Raw genomic sequence first — 18,896 nt, 5'->3', positions numbered from 1 at the left:
TTCTCAAGAAACAACCGCTCTTCGTGTACAAGCTGCTGTGAGCTTTTCCGCCGAAGGCGTTGTGCGTTTCCGCTTTGTTGTGTCTTTACTTTATCAGGTGTTCCGCGCCCCGCCAAATCGGCGGTTCGGGGTGTTTCTGATCGGGGTAAAGCCCGTTTCCTGTTTCGCTTCCGTGTTTCCTTGGAAGCGCCCTCCGAGCCTACCCGCACCGAAGCAGTGCTCGGAACGGTGATTCGGAGGGAGGAGGGGTATCCGGCACGCCCGCAGAAAATCGCGTTCGTTTCGCTCGGAAGGGTGTCGCAGCCCCTCGCGGCCCTGGGCCGTTCGGTGGCGACTCGGAGTACATTACCCGCGGCCCGGGGGTCCGGCAACTCGAAGTTGACGTGTCGTGGGTCACACTAGCTCAGCAGTGTGCCGGAACCGGTTCCCGGGGCGGCGTAGAGCCACTCCACCTCCAGCTCGACGGCCGCGACCGTGGCCGGTGGATAGGCAACCGGATTCCCCAGGAAGGCGCCAGCCAGCTGGGCCACCGTCGGGTTGTGCGCGACGACCAGGACCGTCCCCGCGTCGGGATCCACCTGGTTCACCAGCTCCAGGAGTGTGTCCACCCCCGCCGAGTACGCCGCCTCGGAGTAGTCCACCTCCGGGCGGACCCCCGCTTCCATGGCCCCGAGCACACCGTCCAGCGTCTGCCGCGTTCGCCTGGCCGCGGAGCAGATGACGTGGTCGGGCACGTACCCCCGCTCGGCGAGCAGGCGGCCGACCGCCTCGGCCTGGCTCCGGCCCCGGTCGGTGAGACCGCGTTCGAAGTCCTCGAACCCGTTCTCGGCCTGGGCGTGCCGCATCAGCAGCAGCCTCCGCGCGCCGCTCACGGGGAGACCGCCGTCGCGACGACGGAGAGGGCCACGATGAACGCCACCATGGCACCCACGATGACGAACAGTCCCTTCATCCCGGACACCGGGAACCACCCCTTCGCTCGCTCGGCTGTGTTCCCAGGTTAGGCCCCGCTCCCACACGGGCGCGGCCGCCCGGGGGCTACCCGGGCGGCCGCGGAGGTCGGTGCTCCCTACCTACTTCCCCTCTCCGGCGCGGGCCTCCTCCTTGCGGTCGTCGGCGCCGTCCGCGGCGTCCCCGCCGACACCGCCGTCCCCGGCAGGGGAGACCTCACCCTTCGGCGGGGCTCCGCCTCCGGTCTCCGGGGCGCCCTTGGGCGCGGACCGGCCGCCGGTCTCGGCGAGGTCGGTCTCGGTGCCTCCCCCGCGGCGCTTGGACCACAGGATGGCGCCGACGAGCACGGCGACGGCCGCCACCGCGATCCCCGCCCGCAGGACGACGTTGTCGGCGTAGATCACCACGCTGGGCGCCACGATCAGGGCGACGAGGTTCATCACCTTGAGCAGGGGGTTGATGGCGGGACCCGCGGTGTCCTTGAAGGGGTCGCCGACCGTGTCGCCGATGACCGTGGCGGCGTGGGCCTCCGAGCCCTTGCCGCCGTGGTGGCCGTCCTCGACGAGCTTCTTGGCGTTGTCCCAGGCCCCGCCCGAGTTGGACAGGAAGACGGCCATGAGCACTCCCGCGGCGATGGCGCCGCCCAGGAACGCGCCGAGCGGGGCGTAGCCGAGGGCGAAGCCGACCGCGATCGGCGCGAGGACGGCCAGCAGGCCCGGGGTGACCAGCTCCCGCAGCGAGTCCTTGGTGCAGATGTCGACCACGCGCGCGTACTCGGGCTTCTCCGTGCCGTCCATGATCCCCGGACGGGTGCGGAACTGGTCGCGCACCTCCATGACCACGCGGCCCGCCGCCCGGCCGACCGCCATGATGGCGAGCCCGGAGAAGAAGAACACCACGCTGGCGCCGATGATGACGCCGACGAGCACGTCGGGCTGGTCCAGTGAGAGCGAGAACGCCTCGTCGGCGTCGCCGAGCTGGGCCTGCACGGAGGTGCGGAAGGCGCCGAAGAGCGCGGTCGCGGCCAGGACCGCCGTCGCGATCGCGATGCCCTTGGTGATGGCCTTGGTGGTGTTGCCGACGGCGTCGAGCCCGGTGAGGATCTCCGCGCCCGGGCCCTCCACGTCGCCGGACATCTCCGCGATGCCCTGGGCGTTGTCGGAGACGGGGCCGAAGGTGTCCATCGCCACGATGATGCCGACGGTGGTGAGCAGGCCGGTTCCGGCGAGGGCGACGGCGAACAGGCTCAGGGTGATGGAGCCGCCGCCGAGCAGGAACGCGGCGTAGACGGCTCCGGCGATGAGGAGGGCGGAGTAGACGGCCGACTCCAGGCCGACGGAGATGCCGGAGAGGATGACGGTCGCCGCGCCGGTCTCGGAGCTGTCGCCGATCTCGCGGACGGGGCGCCGGTCGGTCTCGGTGAAGTAGCCGGTGAGCAGCTGGATGGCGGCGGCGAGCACGAGGCCGATGAGGACCGCCGCGACCGCGAGGATCCTCGGGTCCGGGTTGGTCCCGGCCTCCTCGATCTCGGCCAGGACCTGCGGGCTGACGCCGGAGAGCTGGTCGAAGCTGGAGGGCAGGTACCAGAAGGCGGTGCCGACGACGAGCACGGCGGAGATCGCCGCGGAGATGAAGAACCCGCGGTTGATCGCCGACATCGCCGTCTTGTCCCTGGCGCGGGGGGCGACCAGGAAGATGCCGACGATGGCGGTGAGCACGCCGATCATGGGGACGAGGAGCGGGAACACCAGTCCCTCGGTGCCGAAGGCGACGCGGCCGAGGATCAGCGAGGCGACGAGCACGACCGCGTAGGACTCGAACAGGTCCGCGGCCATGCCGGCGCAGTCACCCACGTTGTCGCCGACGTTGTCGGCGATGGTGGCGGCGTTGCGGGGGTCGTCCTCGGGGATGCCCTGCTCGACCTTGCCGACGAGGTCGGCGCCGACGTCGGCGGCCTTGGTGAAGATGCCGCCGCCCACGCGCATGAACATGGCGAGGAGGGCCGCGCCGAAGCCGAAGCCCTCCAGGACGATGGGGGCGTCGCCCCGGTAGAGGAGGACGACGAGGGCCGCGCCGAACAGGCCGAGGCCGACGGTGATCATGCCCGCCACTCCGCCGGTCCGGAAGGCGATGCGCATGGCGGTGCGATTGGAGGCGTCGTCACCGCCCCGGGCGGCCGCGGCGACCCGGACGTTGCCGCGCACGGCGAGCCACATGCCGATGAATCCGGTCGCCGCCGACAGCAGGGCGCCGAGGGCGAAGAAGACCGACCGGCCGATCGCGATGGCCCACGAGTCGGCGGGGAGCAGGAGCAGCAGGAGCGGGATGAGGACGACGAAGACCGCGAGGGTGCGGAACTGTCGTTTGAGGTAGGCCGCCGCTCCTTCCTGCACCGCGAGCGCGATGCCGCGCATTCGCTCTGTGCCCTGCCCTGCGGCGAGGACCTCACGTACCAGCACGCCCGCGACGGCGAGTGCCAGAAGGGCCACCACCATGACGATGATGACGAGGGTGAAGTCGGTGCCTGCCAGTGATAGGGCCATGCCGCCTTCAGCGGCGAGGTTGAGCCCAGACAATCCGTCCTCCTTGAGACGGGCACGACCTTTTCGGCCCCGTCCACGGGAGAACGCGCGGAACGGCTCGCCCTGTGGGCGCCGGTCCTCGCGGTCGTGGACGTACCGCCGTCCGGAAGGAGCCTGAGCTGGCTCGACGGCACGCTTGGCGGGGTCGAAGCGGTGCCACCTTTGGTTGTGGTGCGTACCGCCCGTGCCACGTGTTCACGGGCGGTGATCCGGGGAGTCTACGCACGGCGACAAAGAAAGGTGAGAGCCGAGCCCGCCATTCCTCAAGAAAATCCGAAGATGTGATCTTCCGGTGATCTCAGGAAAAGGATAAATGCCTTTTTCAGTGATATGCAGCTTATATAACATCTCATAATGCCGTAATGCGATGTTAACGCTAAAGCGTGCATAAGCCCACAAAAAGTGAATCGGCCCCGCAGGCCACACAGACCTCACTAGTCACAGGAAGTGCTGGTGCCACGGGGCCCTCCGCGGGGTCCGCCACCGGTCCGCGGCGGGAGTCGCGGGCGCGTGCGCCCACGACCGAAGAGCGCCTGCCGCGTCGGCCGGAGGACACGCTTCTCGGCGGTTACCCGCCGAGCAGGCGCATCCCCGAAGGGTCGATCCCGTCACCCGGGCGGGCGCGCCCGGCGTCGAGGTCGTCGGCCAGGGCGCGGGCGAACGCCGCCACCCCCGCCACGTCCACCCCGTGGGGGGCGTCCGGCCCGAACGGCTCCACGCGGTCCGCGCCCCGCCTCAGCAGACGTGCCGCGCCGACCATGTTGCCGCGCTGCGCGTGGGTGACCCCCACGGCCGTCTGGGCGAGGCCGCGCCACAGTTCCCGCTCGGGGTCGGGCGCGGACTTCCACACGGCTTCGAGGACCTCGTGGGCGGTGAAAGCGTACCCCTGGTCGAGCAGCCGCTGGGCCTCCTCCAGACCTTCCTCCGCGGAGAACTCGGCGTCGTCGGGGACCCGCTCCACCTCGCCCCGGCTCCCGTGCGGCATCGGGCGCCCGTACCGGTCCCGGGGGCGCTGGTTCTGCGCCTGCCCGGTCTCGTTGCGGTCCCGCCCGCCTCCTCGGCCCCCGGACTCCCGGTGCCCGTCCGCGGTCTCCGTCGCCATCAGTGCCTCACCGCCGTTCCCCCTCGCCTGCGAGGACTCCGTCCGCCTCACCGCCGAGACCTCCGCGAGCCACTCGACGAGCGCGCGGGAGACCTCCTCCGGTCGTTCCTCGTGCGGGAAGTGTCCCGCGCCGTGGACCTGCCTCCAACGGTAGGGCCCCGTCACCACGCCCCGTGAGGCGCGTGCCGGTCCGGGCGGGCACACCGGGTCGAGGGTCCCGTGGAGCTGGAGGACGGGGACGCGCACGGGAGCACGGCGCATCCGCGCGTCGTAGCGGAGTCCGTCCGTGCGCCACCGCGACCGGAAGATCCAGCGGTGGCTCTCCAGGGAGCAGTGGGAGACCTTGGGGATGGCGAAGGCGCGGCGGTAGTGCTCCTCGGCCTCGGTGTCGGGCCAGCCGGGGCCCGACCACTCCCGGAGCAGGTCGCCCACGCGTTCGCACCCGTCGCTCAGGAGCCGGTGCTCGGGGAGGATCGGCAGCTGTGCCCGGAGCATGTGGCGGACGCCGGGACCGCCGGAGGCCAGGACGCGGGCCGCTCGCAGCGGGTGCGGCGACGACACCGCGGCCAGGGCGCGCACGGTGCCGGGGTGGTAGGCGGTCATCGTCCAGGCGACGAGGCCGCCCAGGCCGTGCCCGACCACGGCCGCGTCCCGTGAGCCGAGGGCGCGGACCAGTCCGGCGGCGTCCTGGGCGAGGGTGACGAGGTCGTAGCCGCGCGGGGTCTTGTCGCTGGCGCCGTAGCCGCGCAGGTCCGCGGCGACCGCGCGGTAACCGGCGTCGGCGAGCGCGGTCAGTTGGGCGCGCCAGGCCCACCAGAACTGGGGGAAGCCGTGGAGGAGGAGCACCAGCGGCCCGTCACCGGCCTCGGCGACGTGGAACCGGGCCCCCGCCGCGCTGACGGTCCTGTGGGTCCAGGGGCCGTCGACGTAGGCGGCCGAGTCGTCCAACAACGCGCGGGCCTACCGGGCCGCGGGAGCGGACGCCTCGGCGGTCTCGACGGCGTTCGAGGGCGGGCGGATGTCGCCGCGCAGGATGCCGGTGAAGCGCGAGGTGGTCAGCGCGGTGCGCTGGAGGCCCTCCCGCTTGCGCAGGGTGGCGATCGCGTACAGCGCGACGGCCGCGGCGAGCAGCAGGTAGACGAGGGTGACGATGCCGAAGCTGGCCCAGCCGGGGAGCCCGGCGACCTCGTACAGGACGAAGGCCCCGGTCACCGAGAGGAGGATGACGAAGATGTGGGCGAGGACCCCGACCACGGCGAAACCGGCCACGCCCTTGCCGATCTTGGCCGCGTCGGCCTTGGCCTCCAGCTTGGCCAGCTTGATCTCCAGGCTGACCAGACGGGAGATGTTGCCCGTGGCGTCTGAGACCAGTTCGCTGATCGAACGGTCGGTGTCCCTGGTGGCGCCAGGTTCACCGGTACCCGGCTTCTCCGCCATCGTGGAGGTTCCCTTCTCTCGGTCCGAACGCACGGATGATCCTCCGCATCCTCGCACATACCCCGTCTCGGACGTCTCTCACGGCACGCACAACGGCGCCGCCGCCTCCGGTCGCACGGGCGGCGGGCGCGGGTCCCCGGACCGGGGAAGGCGGGGGGAGGGAGGGGAGACAGCGAACGGCGCCCCGGACCGGGGCGCCGTTCACCGGTGGCTGAGGGGCCCGCGCGGGCCCCTCAGCTCAGTCCTCCCGCTTGGCGGAGGGCAGCTGCTTGGCGATGACCTCCATGATCGAGGAGTCGGTGAGCGTGGAGGTGTCGCCGACGGCCCGGTTCTCGGCGATGTCGCGCAGCAGGCGCCGCATGATCTTGCCCGAGCGGGTCTTGGGCAGCTCGGGCACCGCCAGGAGGCGGGCGGGCTTGGCGATCGGGCCGAGCGAGGTGCCGACGTGGTTGCGCAGTTCCTGGACCAGGTCCTCGGGGACCTCCTCCTCGCCGCCGCGCAGGATCACGAAGCCGACGATGGCCTGGCCGGTGACCTTGTCGGTGGCGCCGACGACCGCGGCCTCCGCCACGCGCGGGTGGGAGACCAGCGCGGACTCGACCTCGGTGGTGGAGATGTTGTGGCCGGAGACGAGCATGACGTCGTCCACGCGGCCCAGCAGCCACAGGTCGCCGTCGGCGTCCTTCTTGGCGCCGTCACCGGGGAAGTACAGGCCCTCGAAGCGCGACCAGTAGGTGTCCTTGTAGCGCTGGGGGTCGCCCCAGATCCCGCGGAGCATGGACGGCCACGGCTCGCGGATGACGATGAAGCCGCCCTCGCCGTCGGGGACGGACTCGCCCTGCTCGTCCACGACGTCGGCGACGATGCCGGGGATGGCCCGCATGGCCGCGCCGGGCTTGCCGGAGGTCACGCCCGGCAGGGGGCTGACCATGACGGCGCCGGTCTCGGTCTGCCACCAGGTGTCCACGACCGGAGTGCGGTCGCCGCCGATGTTCTTGCGGTACCAGACGTAGGCCTCGGGGTTGATGGGCTCGCCCACCGAGCCGATGACGCGCAGGCTGGACAGGTCGAACTTGGCGGGGATGTCGTCGCCCCACTTCATGAAGGTGCGGATCGCCGTGGGGGCCATGTAGGCGATGGTGACCTTGTACTTCTCGATGATCTCCCAGAAGCGGCCCTTGTGCGGGGTGTCCGGGGTGCCCTCGTACAGGACGGTGGTGGCCGCGTTGGCGAGCGGGCCGTAGACGATGTAGGAGTGGCCGGTGACCCAGCCGATGTCGGCGGCGCACCAGTAGACGTCGGTCTCGGGCTTGAGGTCGAAGACCGCCCAGTGGGTGTAGGCGACCTGGGTGAGGTAGCCGCCGGTGGTGTGCAGGATGCCCTTGGGCTTGGCCGTGGTGCCGCTGGTGTACATGATGTACAGCGGGTCCTCGGCGTCGTGCGCCTCGGGCGTGTGCTCGGTGCTCTGGGACTCCACGACGTCGTGCCACCACACGTCGCGGTCGGTCCACTCGACGTCCTGGCCGGTGCGGCGGACGACGAGGACGTTCTCGACCGCGGGGCGGTCGGCGACGGCGGCGTCCACGGCGGGCTTGAGGGCGCTGGCCTTGCCGCGGCGGTAGCCTCCGTCGGCGGTGACCACGAGCTTGGCCTGGCTGTCGTCGAGGCGCTGGCCCAGGGCGTCCACGGAGAAGCCGCCGAACACGACCATGTGGACGGCGCCGAGACGGGCGCAGGCGAGCATGGCCACGACGGTCTCGGGGATCATCGGCATGTAGATGGCGACGCGGTCGCCCTTGCGCACGCCGAGTCCGGTCATGGCGTTGGCCGCCTGGGAGACCAGGTCCTTGAGCTCGGCGTAGGTGATGGTGCGGGTGTCGCCGGGCTCGCCCTCCCAGTGGTAGGCGACCCGGTCGCCGAGGCCGTTGGCCACGTGCCGGTCCACGCAGTTGACGGAGGCGTTGATCCTCCCGCCGACGAACCACTTGGCGAAGGGCGGGTTCCACTCCAGGGCGGTGTCCCAGGGCTGTTCCCACTGGAGCCTGCGGGCCTGCTCCTCCCAGAAACCGAGACGGTCCTCGTCGGCCCTGGCGTAGGCGTCGGCCTTGACGTTGGCGTCGGCGGCGAGCGCCTCCGGGGGAGGGAAGCTGCGCGTCTCGTGGAGAAGGTTGGACAGTGTCTCCTGGCTCGCGGGAGTGCTGTCGGCCACTGTGATTCTCCTTACGTAGGCTGGTTCACACCCAATTAATCATGTCGTGCGATACCCCGTGAACAGGCGGGGTGGCGTCCAGCGGCGGGGAAGGCCGGGCGCGCGACGAACGGGCGGCGAACGGTCGCCCTGCCGCGACGAGCGGTCGCGGGGAACGGTTCGCGCGCTGTCGTCGGCGCGGGCCGCCGACCCGGCCCGCCGGTGTGGGCCGCCCGGGTTACCGGCGCGTAGTGTTGTTTTCCGTGAGCGAACCGACTTCTTCCCCCGTGTCCGACCCGTTGGCCCGGATCGCCGAGCTGCCCGGTGTGGCCGACGCGGTCGCCGAGACGCGGACCCTGGTCGACCGTCTGTTGGGCCACCGCGTGCTGCGCCGCCGCAGCAGCGACGTGTCCATGGAGTCCGCGCTGCGCGGCGCGGTCGCGTCGGCGGCGCTGGAGGGCGCCGAGGTCTCGATGGAGGAGATCCGCGAGGGGCACGTGTACGACACGCGCGTCAAGGGCGCGCTTCGGGTGTCCGGAGAGCTGGGGAGCCTGGTGGACACCTGGCCGAGGGCTCCGCGCCAGGCCCTGGCCCGGCTGCACACGCTGGCCGCGGCGGACGCGGTGTCCGCGGACGCGCTGGGCCGTCCCCGCAGGGCCGGGGAACGCGTCGAGGACCCCCTGGGGCTGGGCCCGGCCCCGGCTCCGGAGACCGCGATGGCCAGGCTGGAGGGCCTGTACTCGCTGCTGGGCGCGCGCACGTCGGTGCCCGCGCTGGTGATGTCGGCCCTGGTGCACGGGGAGCTGATGGCGGTCCGTCCGTTCGGGTGGGGCGACGGTCTGGTGGCGCGCGCGGCCGAACGGTTGACGCTGGTGGAGCGGGGTCTGGACCCCAAGTCGCTGGTGCCCTCCGAGCTCGGCCACCGGACGCTGCGGGACGAGTACGGGCCGGCGCTGCGCGGGTACATGGGCGGCACCCCGGAGGGCGTCGCCGGGTGGGTGGCGTACTGCTGCCGCGCGGTCCGCGCGGGGGCGCAGGACTCGCTGGCCACCTGTGAGGCCCTCAAGCGCGGCTGAGCGCGGGGCGCCGGCTTCCGGGCCGGAGATCTCGAAAGCGCCCGGGGCGCGCGAGGCGCACGGACGGGCCGGAGGCCTCGGTGGTACGCGGAGGTGCGCGAGGCGCGCGGAGAAGCCGGGAAAGGACAACAACTTTTGACGGTCGGCAACTGTGCGCGACCGAAATGTTGAACACTAATCGGTTATTTACCGACCGGTAGGTTCAGGAAGAGTATCGGTTCGATCACGCTTGCCGGTTCCACAAGGGGGCGGGGGCGGCACGGCCCTTGCGTGCGCACAGGACGAACGGCGCCCCGTCCTGTCTCCCGGGGCGCCGCCTCCGACACGTTCCGCCGGGTTAGCAGGCGTCCATTTTCCTAGTCTGACCAGGCAGGACATCAGCCTGTCCGATCTAGACGGGCCTCACGGGGCCAAGTGGCGCGTGGGTTCCCGGTTGTCGTGTCGGGGTGGTTCTCAGCCACCGACTGCTTTCTTTCTACGCCGATGTTCCGGCGACGAAAAGGCGGTTGACCCGAATTTTTGCCCTTGATTCCAGAACCGATACGGAACTCTGCGTGGTAACGTCTGTCCCGTCGTTCCCAAGAGGGCGGGCCGCCCGCTTCGCGCCTCCGCCGTACGCGCCCCATTTCGCGTTCCGGTGGTATCCCTCTTCGCCGAATGACGTCCGTGTGCCTTCCGGTGGTCGCGAGAGCACGTCTCTTCGCCGACCCTCACCAGAGAGCGGACCCGGTCCTCACCCCCCGGGACCGGCAACCCCGCGTGGCGGCCTTCTCCCCCTGTGAAGGCGAGTCCCCGCGTCCGCTCATCTCGCCTGTCGGGCGGGGGTGCGTATCCGCCCCCGTATACGCATCCCGCCCGCCAGGTGAACCGGACCGCGAACGAACCCGGACCCGGCTGATCCGGGTCGCGGACACACCAGGCCACAGCCGAACCGGTCCGCCCATCTGCGCGACGCCCGGCCTCCCCTCGCCGATCCGAGCCCCGCCGACGTTGTCCACAGCTTCGAATCGGGGCTTTCGCCGTCGTGCCCGGTCGGCGAAGGTCGAGGAAAGCCCCTCGACCCGGGAGGTCCCATGGACGCCCAGCACCGGCCCCTGCTCGCGACCGCAGACCCCCTCCTCCTCGACGACCTCCTCAGGCTGGCCACCGCCGCCTCCACCGAGGTCACCGTCGCCCACACGCCCGACCGGGCGCTGAGTCTGTGGCCGCGCGCCCCGCTCGTCGTGATCGGCGCCGACCTGCGCGCGCTCCTGCGGGCCGCCGACCCTCCGCCGGGCCGCCACGTGGTCGTGACCCGGGATCCCCGGGAGGCCGACGCCGGCGGGGACCCTTCGGGGGAGGGGACGCGCCGCCGGTCGCCGCGGTGCCCCGGCCGCGCGTCCCCCCGGACCGGTACCGGCCGGGCGCCCACGCGCAGGGCTCCCCTCCGGGCGGTCCGGAGGAGGCGTACCGGCCGGGCACTCCCGCGGGGCGCTCCTCGCCGGACGCCCCAGCGGAGGCGTACCGGCCGGACCTCGCCGCGGAGCACCCGACCTCGGACATGCGCGTGTCCGGGCACCGGTCGGGCGTTCCCCTGGAGGCCCCGGCCTCGGACGCCGCCGGGGAGGGGTCCCCGCGGGGGTTCCGGGAGGCGCGCGTGCTCCTGCTGCCCCGGGACGAGGCGCTGCTGGTCGGCCTGCTCGCGAGGGCGTCCTCCCCCGGCCGGGTTCCGGCGCCCACGGTGTCGGTGGTCGGCGGCCGGGGCGGTGCCGGGGCCAGCCTGCTCGCGGTGGCCCTCGCCCTGGCCGGTGAGCGCGCCGGACGCTCCACCGCCCTGCTGGACGCCGACCCGTTCGGGTGCGGCCCCGACGTCTACCTCGGGTGCGACCGGGGCCCCTCCCCCGGTCCCGAGCGGTGGACCGGCTGGGGCGACCTGCTGCGCAGGCGCGGCCGGGTGCGCTGGCGCGACCTGCGCGCCGGACTGCCGGGGACCTCCCGGGTGTCGGTGCTGACCTGGACGCGCGGCCCGGAGCCGACCGGCCCCCTGCCGGTGGGTGCCGTGCGCGCGGTCCTGTCCTCGGCCAGGGACGGCACCGACCTGGTGGTGGCCGACCTGCCGCGCTCCTTCGACCCGGCCACCACCGTGTTCCTGAACCGATCCGACCTGGTACTGCTGGTCGTCCCGGCGGACGTGCCCTCGGTGGTGGCGGCGACCAGGACGGTCGCCCGGCTGCGTGGGGAGACGCGGACCGTGCGGCTGGTGGTGCGCGGCGCCCGGGGCGAACTGAGCGCGGACGTGGTGTCCAGGGCCTTGAAGGTGGACCTGGGCGCGGACCTGCCGTCCGAGCCGGGGCTGGCCCGGTCGCTGGCCGCGGGGGACGTGCCCGCCCGCCATCCCCGTTCGCCCCTGGCCCGGTTCGCCGACCGGGTCGTCGCGGGCCTGCCCGCGCTGGAGGAGGTCCGGTGAGCCCCCTGGTGGAGGCCGTGCGCAACCGCCTGGTGGCGTCCGGGGTGCCGGTGAGCCCGTCGAGCGTCGCTGCGGCGCTGCGCGCCGAGGGAGGTCTGCTGGGCGACACCGAGGTGCTGTCCATGACCCGCCGTCTGGCCGCCGACCTGTCGGGGGCGGGGCCGCTGGAGGAGCTCATGACGTCGGGGGTCACCGACATCCTCGTCAACGGTCCCGACGAGGTGTGGGTGGACGACGGCGGAGGCCTGCGCCGGGCCGGGGTGCGCTTCGAGTCGGCGGACGCGGTGCGCCGACTGGCCCAGCGGCTGGCGGCGCAGGCGGGGAGACGGTTGGACGCGGCCGTGCCCTACGTGGACGCCCGGCTTCCCAGCGGCGCGCGGCTGCACGCGGTGCTGCCGCCGGTGGCGCCCGCCGGGGCGTGCGTGTCGCTGCGGCTGCCTCCCCGGCGGGTGTTCACCCTGGAGCGGTTGGCCCGGCGGGGGACGGTCACCCCGTGCGGGGCCGAGCTGCTGCGGTCCCTGGTGGCCTCGCGGGTGCCGTTCCTGGTCAGCGGGGGCACCGGCACGGGCAAGACCACGCTGCTGTCGTGCCTGCTCTCCCTGGTGGACCCGGGGGAGCGGATCGTCCTGGCCGAGGACTCCCCCGAGCTGCGGCCCGAGCATCCGCACGTGGTCCGCCTCCAGACCCGTCCGCCCAACATCGAGGGCAGTGGCGAGGTGTCGCTGGAGACCCTGGTCCGGCAGGCGCTGCGGATGCGTCCGGACCGGCTGGTGGTCGGCGAGGCGCGCGGGCCGGAGATCGTGTCCTTGCTGGGCGCTCTGAACACCGGGCACGAGGGCGGCGCGGGGACCCTGCACGCCAACGGCGCGGGCGACGTGCCCGCCCGGGTGGAGGCGCTGGGGTGCGCGGCCGGACTGGACCGGGCCGCCGTGCACAGCCAGCTGGCCGCCACCAGGGTCATGGTCGTGCACCTGGTCCGGGACTCCGGCGGGCGGCGCCTGGCCGAGCTGCGGGTGCTCAGACGCGGTTCGGACGGGCTGGTGGAGGCGGTGCCGGCGGTGTCCTTCGGTCCCGACGGCAGCCGCCGGGAACACGCCGGGGCGGACGAGGTGGCCGCCCGGCTGGGCGGGGGGTGGCGCCGGTGGTGACCGCACTGGCGGCCTGTTCGGGAGGCCTGGTGCTGCTGTGCCTGGTCCCCGGGGCGCGGCGCAGCCGGTTGGCGTCCCTCCTTCCCCGGCCCCGGCGGCCGGTGTCGTGGTCCGTGGACTGGCGGGCGCTGGCGGCCCGTGCCGGTGAGGGCGCCCGGCGCCGCGCCGCGGTGGTGGTGCTGTGCCGGGTGCTGGCCGCCGAACTGCGCGCCGGGCAGCCGCCGGAGGAGGCCCTGCGGATCTCCGCCGCCGAGGCGGGCCCGCTGGTGGGCTCCCTGACCGACGCGGCGTCGTTGCGCCGCGAGGCCGAACGCGAACCGGACCTGTGGGCACTGGCCTACCTGGCGGTGTGCTGGGAGGTGGCCGCGGACACCGGGGCGGGTCTGGCCGAGGTGGTGGACGCCCTGGCCGCGAACCTCACCGAGCAGGAGGAGCAGCGCACGGAGGCCGCCGCGCGCACCACCGGTCCGCGCACCACCGCGATCGTGCTGGCCGCCCTGCCCGCCGTCGGACTGCTGTTGTCCTCGGGCCTGGGCGGATCGCCGCTGGTGTTCCTGTTCACCACGCCGCTGGGGTTGGCCTGCCTGGTGGGCGGGGTGGCCCTGGACGCTCTCGGGACCTGGTGGACGCTGCGCATGGTGCGCTCGGCGACCGCCTTTCCCTGACAGGACCCGGGCAACGGGACGCGGACGGCGGACCCCGTCCGGGGGACTGACGGATGCCCGTCGGAACGCCTCGGCCGGAGGCCTGGCCCGGGTACCCCGGCAGCGGTCTCCGGTCCGGAGATCTGGGTCGGACGCCTGTCCAGCAGGTCCGGGGCCTCGACCGGGGAACTGGCCGGAGGCCCGTCCGGGTGCCCCGGTCGGGAGCCCGACTCGGAATTCGGGCCCAGGGCCTGGGCGTCGGCCGTCGAGCCGGGCCCGGGGAGGGACGACTGGCCACGGTCGGCATCGCTCCGGCCGCGGTGGCGCAGCGCGAGGAAGAAGAGGGAGGACGGATGTTCCTGACGGTCGCCGCGGTTCTGGGAGCCGCGTGTGTGTGGGTACTGCTGGGCGGGGGAACGGCGCGCGGACTGCGTCCGCCCTCCCGTGCTCCGGCCGGGCCGGGGCTGCCGGTCCGCCTGCTGGGGCCGACCCTGGCGGGGGCGTTCGCGCTGACCGTCGCGGTGGCCCTGTTCGGCGCGGTCGGGGGCCTCGTCGTGGCCGGGGTGTGCGCCGCCCTGTGGGTGCGCGCCCGCAGGAGCGCCGGTTCCCGTTCTCAACGGCTGCCGGTGACCGCCGACCTGCCCGTGGTGATCGGTCTGCTCGCCTCGGGCATCCGCGCCGGGGCGACGGTGCCCGCCTGCCTCACTGCGGTGTCCCGGGCGACGCGGGGAAGGCTGGGGGAGGAACTGGCCGCGGTGGCCGAACAACTGCGCCTGGGCGCCGCTCCCGCCGAGGCCTGGCGGCGCCCGGCGCTGCCCGAGCCCCTCGTCCCGGTGGGGCGCGACCTGGCCCGGGCCGCCGACACCGGGGCACCGGTGGCCGACCTCCTGGACCGGCACGCGGTCGATCTGCGCCGGACCCTGCGGGCCCGGGGGACGGCACGGCTGGAGCGGCTGGGCGTGCTGGTGGTGGCGCCCCTGGGTCTGTGCTTCCTGCCCGCGTTCGTGCTGATCGGCATCGTGCCGATGGCCGCCGAGCTGCTGTCCCGGGCCCTGGGCGGTTGAGGTCCCGGGCCCGGTCGCGTGTGCGGCGGCGCGGTGGCGGTCAGGGTTGCCCGTCCCGGGAGCCGCGCCGCCGCTGGCCCTCGTAGGGGACGGGGAAGCGGGGCCAGCCCACGGACAGGCGCAGCACCGGCACCACGACGCACAGCAGCACCAGGATTCCGGTCGAGACGTTGCCGACGATCCGCAACGCCGTACCGGTCGGGGTCGGGGCTGCGGCCGTGCGGTACACCACCGGTTCGCTGAGGGGCGAGGGCGCGTCCGTCGCGTCGCGTGGGCTCTTCCGCACGGGGCGGGACGGTTCCGGGGAGGCGGGGACCGGTGACGGTTCGGCGCACCGCTCGGGACCGGCGGAAGGGGCCGTTCGGCCGGAGTTCTCGAGGGCTCCGAAGCCGACGGGTTCGTCGGAGCGGAGGGGGTCATCGGAGCGCGCGGCCTCGGTGGGCCCGTTGGAGGAGGCCGGATCCTCTACACCGGTAGCGCCCGTTCTGCCTTGGGGTCCAAGGGCGTGGGTGAGACCGGCGGAACCAGCGGCGTGCGCGGAGTTCTCGGGAGCGATGGAAACACCGGAGTGGTCGACACCGAGGGGATCTGTGATCTGTGGCGCGGGCGAGGCGGGGCAGGGCGGTGCGCCCCCGGGCTGGGCGGGGGCTCCCAGCAGGAGGGCGCACATCAGCACGGAGACGGGGGCAGGACTCATTCCACTTCCTCGGAGGAGACGGCGGCCGGTCCGGCCAGGGAGCGCGCCCGGACAGGCCGTTCGATGAGGGACGAGGAGACCGCGACCACCACCTCGGCGGTGGAGCCGGTGAGGACACAGGATTCGAGGGAGGCGCGGTTGGCCTCGGCGGTGTCGCGGGCCCGCGCGCAGGCCCGTTCCGTTCCGTGGACGGCCTCGGCGGCGGCAGCGAGTGCGGCCAGGTCGGCCGCGGTGGTGGCGCGGTCGCGGTCGAGCCGCGCCGCGGAGGTCGCGAGGACGGCGAGGGTGACGAACCAGAGCAGCGCCCCCAGGGCGACCCACCAGACGGTGGCGGAACCGGAGTCTGAGCGCACCGGGGTCAGCTCCCGGGTTCGAGGGGGACGGCGGCGCTGCCGTCCACCGGCAGGGAGACCCCCGGGCCGAACAGGAGTCGCGCCCGTACGGTGACGCGGGCCATGCCCCCGTCCTCGGACAGGTGCACGTCGGCTCCGTCGGGAGCGGCGGTCAGCGCCAGGGAGCGGGCGCGGTCGTGGGGTTCGCCGCGGGCCAGCGCCCGGGCGCCCAGGCGCGCCGCGTCGGCGCAGGAGAGCTGGGCCGACGCGGCCTGGACGGCACCGAGGGCCACGGCCAGGACGAGCAGCAGGGAGGGCAGCACCATCGCCGCCTCCGCGGTGGCCGAGCCCCGGTCAAAAACCCGAGCCGAGCGCATTGACCACGAGATCGGTGAGGACGTCCTCGACCGCACCGCTGGTGAGCACGGCGTAGAGGACCCCGGCGAAGGCGACCGCCGCGATGGTGCAGAAGGCGTACTCGGAGGTCGTCATCCCGGCGTCCGCCGGGGACGGCGCGGCGGTGGGCGGGGACGCGGGAGGGGGCGTGGGCACGGGAGCGGACATGGCGGCCTTCCTGGTGGGGGGGCCGTCTGCTCCGGCCCTCTTCCTCCAGGTTCGGCGGGCCGGAGCCGACGCGAAAGCCCCTTCCCCAGCCTGTGGATAACTCCCTCCGCGCCCCCGCGCTTCGTCCACAGGCTGTGGACGGCCTCGTCCCGGCCGTCAGTCCTCGCCGTCCGCGAGGACCTCGTCGAGCAGGCGCAGCGCGCCGGCCTTGCTCAACGGCTCGTTGCCGTTACCGCACTTGGGCGACTGGATGCATGACGGGCAGCCCTGGTCGCACTCGCAGTCGGCGATGGCCGCGCGGGTCGCGGACAGCCACTCGCGCGCCGCCGCGTACCCCCGTTCGGCGAAGCCCGCGCCGCCCTCGTACCCGTCGTAGACGAACACCGTCAGCCTGCCGGTGTCACCGTGCACGGAGGTGGACACCCCGCCGATGTCCCAGCGGTCGCAGGTCGCCAGCAGCGGCAGCAGCCCGATCGCGGCGTGCTCGGCGGCGTGGGCGGCGCCCAGCAGCCCCACGTCCTCCCGGCGCAGCCGCTCCTCGCCCTCGGCGGGCAGCGTCCACCACACCGCGCGGGTGTCGAGGGTGCGCTCGGGCAGGTCCAGCGACTGCTCCCCCAGGACCGAACCGGTGCGCACGTCCCTGCGCAGGAACCCGACCACCTGGCGCACCACCTGCACCTCGCCGAAGTACACGGTGGCCCCGCTCGGCCACTCCTCCTGGCGCAGCACCGACCGGACCGTGATGTCGGTGGTGTCGCGCGCCCAGGTGCTGTAGGGCGGCTCCGCCGGGTGGACCAGGGCGACGCCCTCGTCGAGGTCGAGGTCGTCGACCAGGTACGTGTACCCCTGGTGCAGGTACACCGCGCCGGGGTGGACGGTGCCGTGGGCGGCGGGCTCGTCGACCTCGCCGAGCAGCTGGCCGCTCCCGGTGTCGACGATCTGTACGGGAGGCCCGCCCGACCCGCGGATATCGGCTAGGTCGCTGGCCCGCTCGTTACTCGTCCAGAACCAGCCCCGTGGACGCCTTCGCAGCAGGCGGCGTTCGACGAGTTCGGCGAGCCGCTCCTCGGTCGTCGCTCCGAAGAGATCGAAGTCGTCCTTGGTGATCGGCAGCTCCTGGGCGGCCGCGCACAGGTGCGGCCCCAGGATGTGCGGGTTTTCCGGATCGAGGACGGTCGCTTCTACGGACCGGCCGAAAATGGCCTCCGGGTGGTGCGCCAGGTAGGTGTCCAAAGGGTCGTCACGGGCGATGAACACCGCCAGCGCGTCCTCCCCGCGCCGTCCGGCACGGCCCGCCTGCTGCCACAGTGACGCGAGGGTTCCCGGCCACCCGGCGATGAGCACCGCGTCCAGACCGCTGATGTCCACCCCCAGCTCCAGGGCGTTGGTGCTGGCCAGGCCGAGGATCTCCCCCGAGCGCAGGGCCTCCTCCAGCTCCCGGCGCTCCGAGGCCAGGTATCCGCCCCGGTAGGCGGCCACCCTCCCGGCCAGGGCGTGGTCGCCGCGCTCGGCCAGCAGGCGCTGGGTGGTCAGCGCGACCACCTCCGCACCCTGCCGGGAGCGGACGAACACCAGGGTGCGCACACCGTCGCGGACCAGGTCGGCGAGCATCTCGGCGGCCTGCGAGGGCGCCGTCCTGCGGATCGGCGCCCCGTGCTCGCCGGTCAGGTCGGTCAACTCCGGCTCCACCAGCGCCACGGACATCCCCGGACGCGGGGAACCGTCCCGGCTGACCGCCGTGACGGGCACGCCGGTCAGCCGGGCGGCGCTCTCGGCGGGGCTGCCGGAGGTGGCCGAGGCGAGCACGAACACCGGACGCGACCGGTAGCGGGCGCACACGCGGCGCAGCCGACGCAGGATCTGCGCGACGTGCGAGCCGAAAACCCCCCGGTATCGGTGCGCCTCGTCGATCACCACGTAGCGCAGCCGACGCAGGAAGCGCGCCCACGCCCCGTGGCGGGGCAGGATGCCGTGGTGCAGCATGTCCGGGTTGGTGAGCACGTAGTTGCCGTGCTCGCGCACCCAGGAGCGCTCCTCGGCCGGGGTGTCGCCGTCATAGACGGCTGTCCGCATCCCCGGCAGGGAGAGGTCCGTTATCCACCGCAGCTGGTCCTGGGCGAGCGCCTTGGTCGGGGAGAGGTAGAGCACGGTTCCGCCCGCGTCAATCGCGTCCGCAGCGGGTAGGAGGAAGGCGAGTGACTTTCCCGAGGCGGTACCCGTGGCTATGATCACATCACGGCCCGAACGTGCGAGGTCGGCGGCTTCGGCCTGGTGGGACCACGGTCCCGTGATCCCCCTGTCGGCGAGCCGTTCGACCAGGTGGGGCGCGGTCCACACCGGCCACTCCCCGCTCACCCCGTCGTTGCGGGCCACGTGCTCGATGTGGGTCACCTGTGGGTACCGGGTATCGTCACGCCACACACCGGGAAGCACGGGCTCCGGTCGCCTCATCCGAGACCCCTCCTCACTGGTACGCGTTCGAGGCCCGCAGGCGCCTCTCACCCAAGGGTGGAGCACTGGGACATTGGTTTCAGTGTGACATCCGGGGGAACAGTGGCGCGGTGTCACGGTTTTTCTGTGCATCACAGGAAGACGCACTCGACACGCGTGGTTGAATGCGTGCTGGTGGGGTAACGCCCGGCAGAGATCATTCGCGTTTTTCGCG

Annotated in this window: 15 protein-coding genes and 1 pseudogene; 5 read left to right on the top strand and 11 right to left on the bottom strand. The window is 73.2% G+C overall.

Annotation, left to right across the window (positions count from 1 at the left end; translation table 11 throughout):
- Window positions 1-398: 398 nt before the first annotated feature.
- The 6 genes and pseudogenes from NDAS_RS26390 to acs all read right to left on the bottom strand — a co-directional run bounded on the left by NDAS_RS26390 (window position 399) and on the right by acs (window position 8,281).
- Window positions 399-872: a SixA phosphatase family protein gene (locus tag NDAS_RS26390; RefSeq protein ID WP_013156322.1), complete on the bottom strand. Its 474-nt coding sequence runs from the start codon at window positions 870-872 to the stop codon at window positions 399-401.
- Window positions 873-1,073: 201 nt separating this feature from the next.
- A complete protein-coding gene (locus tag NDAS_RS26385; protein ID WP_041553440.1) occupies window positions 1,074-3,494 on the bottom strand; it encodes a sodium-translocating pyrophosphatase in 2,421 nt (806 codons plus the stop codon).
- A 607-nt stretch (window positions 3,495-4,101) separates the two neighbouring features.
- Window positions 4,102-4,635, bottom strand: coding sequence for a DUF309 domain-containing protein (locus NDAS_RS29470; RefSeq protein ID WP_232051734.1), 534 nt, complete (start codon window positions 4,633-4,635; stop codon window positions 4,102-4,104).
- 96 nt (window positions 4,636-4,731) lie between these two features.
- Window positions 4,732-5,481, bottom strand: a pseudogene (locus tag NDAS_RS29465) (alpha/beta fold hydrolase); the annotation flags it as partial.
- A 114-nt stretch (window positions 5,482-5,595) separates the two neighbouring features.
- Window positions 5,596-6,072 carry a phage holin family protein gene (locus NDAS_RS26375; RefSeq protein ID WP_013156319.1) on the bottom strand — a complete coding sequence of 159 codons (477 nt, stop codon included), beginning with the start codon at window positions 6,070-6,072 and terminating at the stop codon, window positions 5,596-5,598.
- A gap of 238 nt (window positions 6,073-6,310) precedes the next feature.
- Window positions 6,311-8,281 (bottom strand): acetate--CoA ligase, encoded by a 1,971-nt coding sequence (acs, locus tag NDAS_RS26370; RefSeq protein ID WP_013156318.1) that lies wholly within the window; start codon window positions 8,279-8,281, stop codon window positions 6,311-6,313.
- Between the two features lie 242 nt (window positions 8,282-8,523).
- On the opposite strand from acs, the gene NDAS_RS26365 reads away from it, so the two are divergent.
- The 5 genes from NDAS_RS26365 (at window position 8,524) to NDAS_RS26345 (ending at window position 14,638) form a co-directional block, all read left to right on the top strand.
- Window positions 8,524-9,336 carry a Fic family protein gene (locus NDAS_RS26365; RefSeq protein ID WP_041553438.1) on the top strand — a complete coding sequence of 271 codons (813 nt, stop codon included), beginning with the start codon at window positions 8,524-8,526 and terminating at the stop codon, window positions 9,334-9,336.
- Between the two features lie 1,540 nt (window positions 9,337-10,876).
- Window positions 10,877-11,782, top strand: coding sequence for a septum site-determining protein Ssd (gene ssd, locus NDAS_RS28785; protein WP_013156316.1), 906 nt, complete (start codon window positions 10,877-10,879; stop codon window positions 11,780-11,782).
- Window positions 11,779-12,930 (top strand): TadA family conjugal transfer-associated ATPase, encoded by a 1,152-nt coding sequence (locus NDAS_RS26355; protein ID WP_013156315.1) that lies wholly within the window; start codon window positions 11,779-11,781, stop codon window positions 12,928-12,930. Before ssd ends, NDAS_RS26355 begins: the two co-directional genes overlap by 4 nt.
- Window positions 12,915-13,595 carry a type II secretion system F family protein gene (locus NDAS_RS26350; RefSeq protein WP_041553436.1) on the top strand — a complete coding sequence of 227 codons (681 nt, stop codon included), beginning with the start codon at window positions 12,915-12,917 and terminating at the stop codon, window positions 13,593-13,595. Before NDAS_RS26355 ends, NDAS_RS26350 begins: the two co-directional genes overlap by 16 nt.
- A 332-nt stretch (window positions 13,596-13,927) precedes the next feature.
- A complete protein-coding gene (locus tag NDAS_RS26345) occupies window positions 13,928-14,638 on the top strand; it encodes a type II secretion system F family protein (protein ID WP_013156313.1) in 711 nt (236 codons plus the stop codon).
- A 40-nt stretch (window positions 14,639-14,678) separates the two neighbouring features.
- On the opposite strand, the gene NDAS_RS26340 is transcribed toward NDAS_RS26345, so the two are convergent.
- The 5 genes from NDAS_RS26340 to NDAS_RS26320 form a co-directional block, all read right to left on the bottom strand.
- Window positions 14,679-14,924, bottom strand: a complete 246-nt coding sequence (locus tag NDAS_RS26340) for a hypothetical protein (RefSeq protein WP_210745552.1) — start codon at window positions 14,922-14,924, stop codon at window positions 14,679-14,681.
- Window positions 14,925-15,331: 407 nt separating this feature from the next.
- Window positions 15,332-15,688 (bottom strand): Rv3654c family TadE-like protein, encoded by a 357-nt coding sequence (locus NDAS_RS26335; RefSeq protein ID WP_013156311.1) that lies wholly within the window; start codon window positions 15,686-15,688, stop codon window positions 15,332-15,334.
- Between the two features lie 5 nt (window positions 15,689-15,693).
- Window positions 15,694-16,044: a TadE family type IV pilus minor pilin gene (locus NDAS_RS26330; RefSeq protein ID WP_081461789.1), complete on the bottom strand. Its 351-nt coding sequence runs from the start codon at window positions 16,042-16,044 to the stop codon at window positions 15,694-15,696.
- The gene (locus tag NDAS_RS26325) at window positions 16,022-16,231 is read right to left on the bottom strand and encodes a DUF4244 domain-containing protein (RefSeq protein ID WP_013156309.1); all 210 of its coding nucleotides are present in this window, start codon (window positions 16,229-16,231) and stop codon (window positions 16,022-16,024) included. The genes NDAS_RS26330 and NDAS_RS26325 overlap by 23 nt, the downstream gene beginning before the upstream one ends.
- A 156-nt stretch (window positions 16,232-16,387) precedes the next feature.
- Window positions 16,388-18,682: a DEAD/DEAH box helicase gene (locus tag NDAS_RS26320; RefSeq protein ID WP_013156308.1), complete on the bottom strand. Its 2,295-nt coding sequence runs from the start codon at window positions 18,680-18,682 to the stop codon at window positions 16,388-16,390.
- Window positions 18,683-18,896: the final 214 nt, after the last annotated feature.

The sequence above is a fragment of the Nocardiopsis dassonvillei subsp. dassonvillei DSM 43111 genome (assembly GCF_000092985.1).
Lineage (GTDB): Bacteria > Actinomycetota > Actinomycetes > Streptosporangiales > Streptosporangiaceae > Nocardiopsis > Nocardiopsis dassonvillei.
The sequence above is the reverse complement of the archived record's forward strand: the minus strand, read 5'-3'. Positions and strand labels throughout refer to the sequence as shown.

Excerpts from the sequence above, each read along its gene's own strand:
- NDAS_RS26330 (WP_081461789.1), bottom strand. The coding sequence starts at position 16,044 with ATGCGCTCGGCTCGGGTTTTTGACCGGGGCTCGGCCACCGCGGAGGCG.
- NDAS_RS29470 (WP_232051734.1), bottom strand. The coding sequence starts at position 4,635 with ATGGCGACGGAGACCGCGGACGGGCACCGGGAGTCCGGGGGCCGAGGA.
- NDAS_RS26320 (WP_013156308.1), bottom strand. The coding sequence starts at position 18,682 with ATGAGGCGACCGGAGCCCGTGCTTCCCGGTGTGTGGCGTGACGATACC.
- NDAS_RS26345 (WP_013156313.1), top strand. The coding sequence starts at position 13,928 with ATGTTCCTGACGGTCGCCGCGGTTCTGGGAGCCGCGTGTGTGTGGGTA.
- NDAS_RS26385 (WP_041553440.1), bottom strand. The coding sequence starts at position 3,494 with ATGGCCCTATCACTGGCAGGCACCGACTTCACCCTCGTCATCATCGTC.
- NDAS_RS26325 (WP_013156309.1), bottom strand. The coding sequence starts at position 16,231 with ATGTCCGCTCCCGTGCCCACGCCCCCTCCCGCGTCCCCGCCCACCGCC.
- ssd (WP_013156316.1), top strand. The coding sequence starts at position 10,877 with ATGCGCGTGTCCGGGCACCGGTCGGGCGTTCCCCTGGAGGCCCCGGCC.
- NDAS_RS26375 (WP_013156319.1), bottom strand. The coding sequence starts at position 6,072 with ATGGCGGAGAAGCCGGGTACCGGTGAACCTGGCGCCACCAGGGACACC.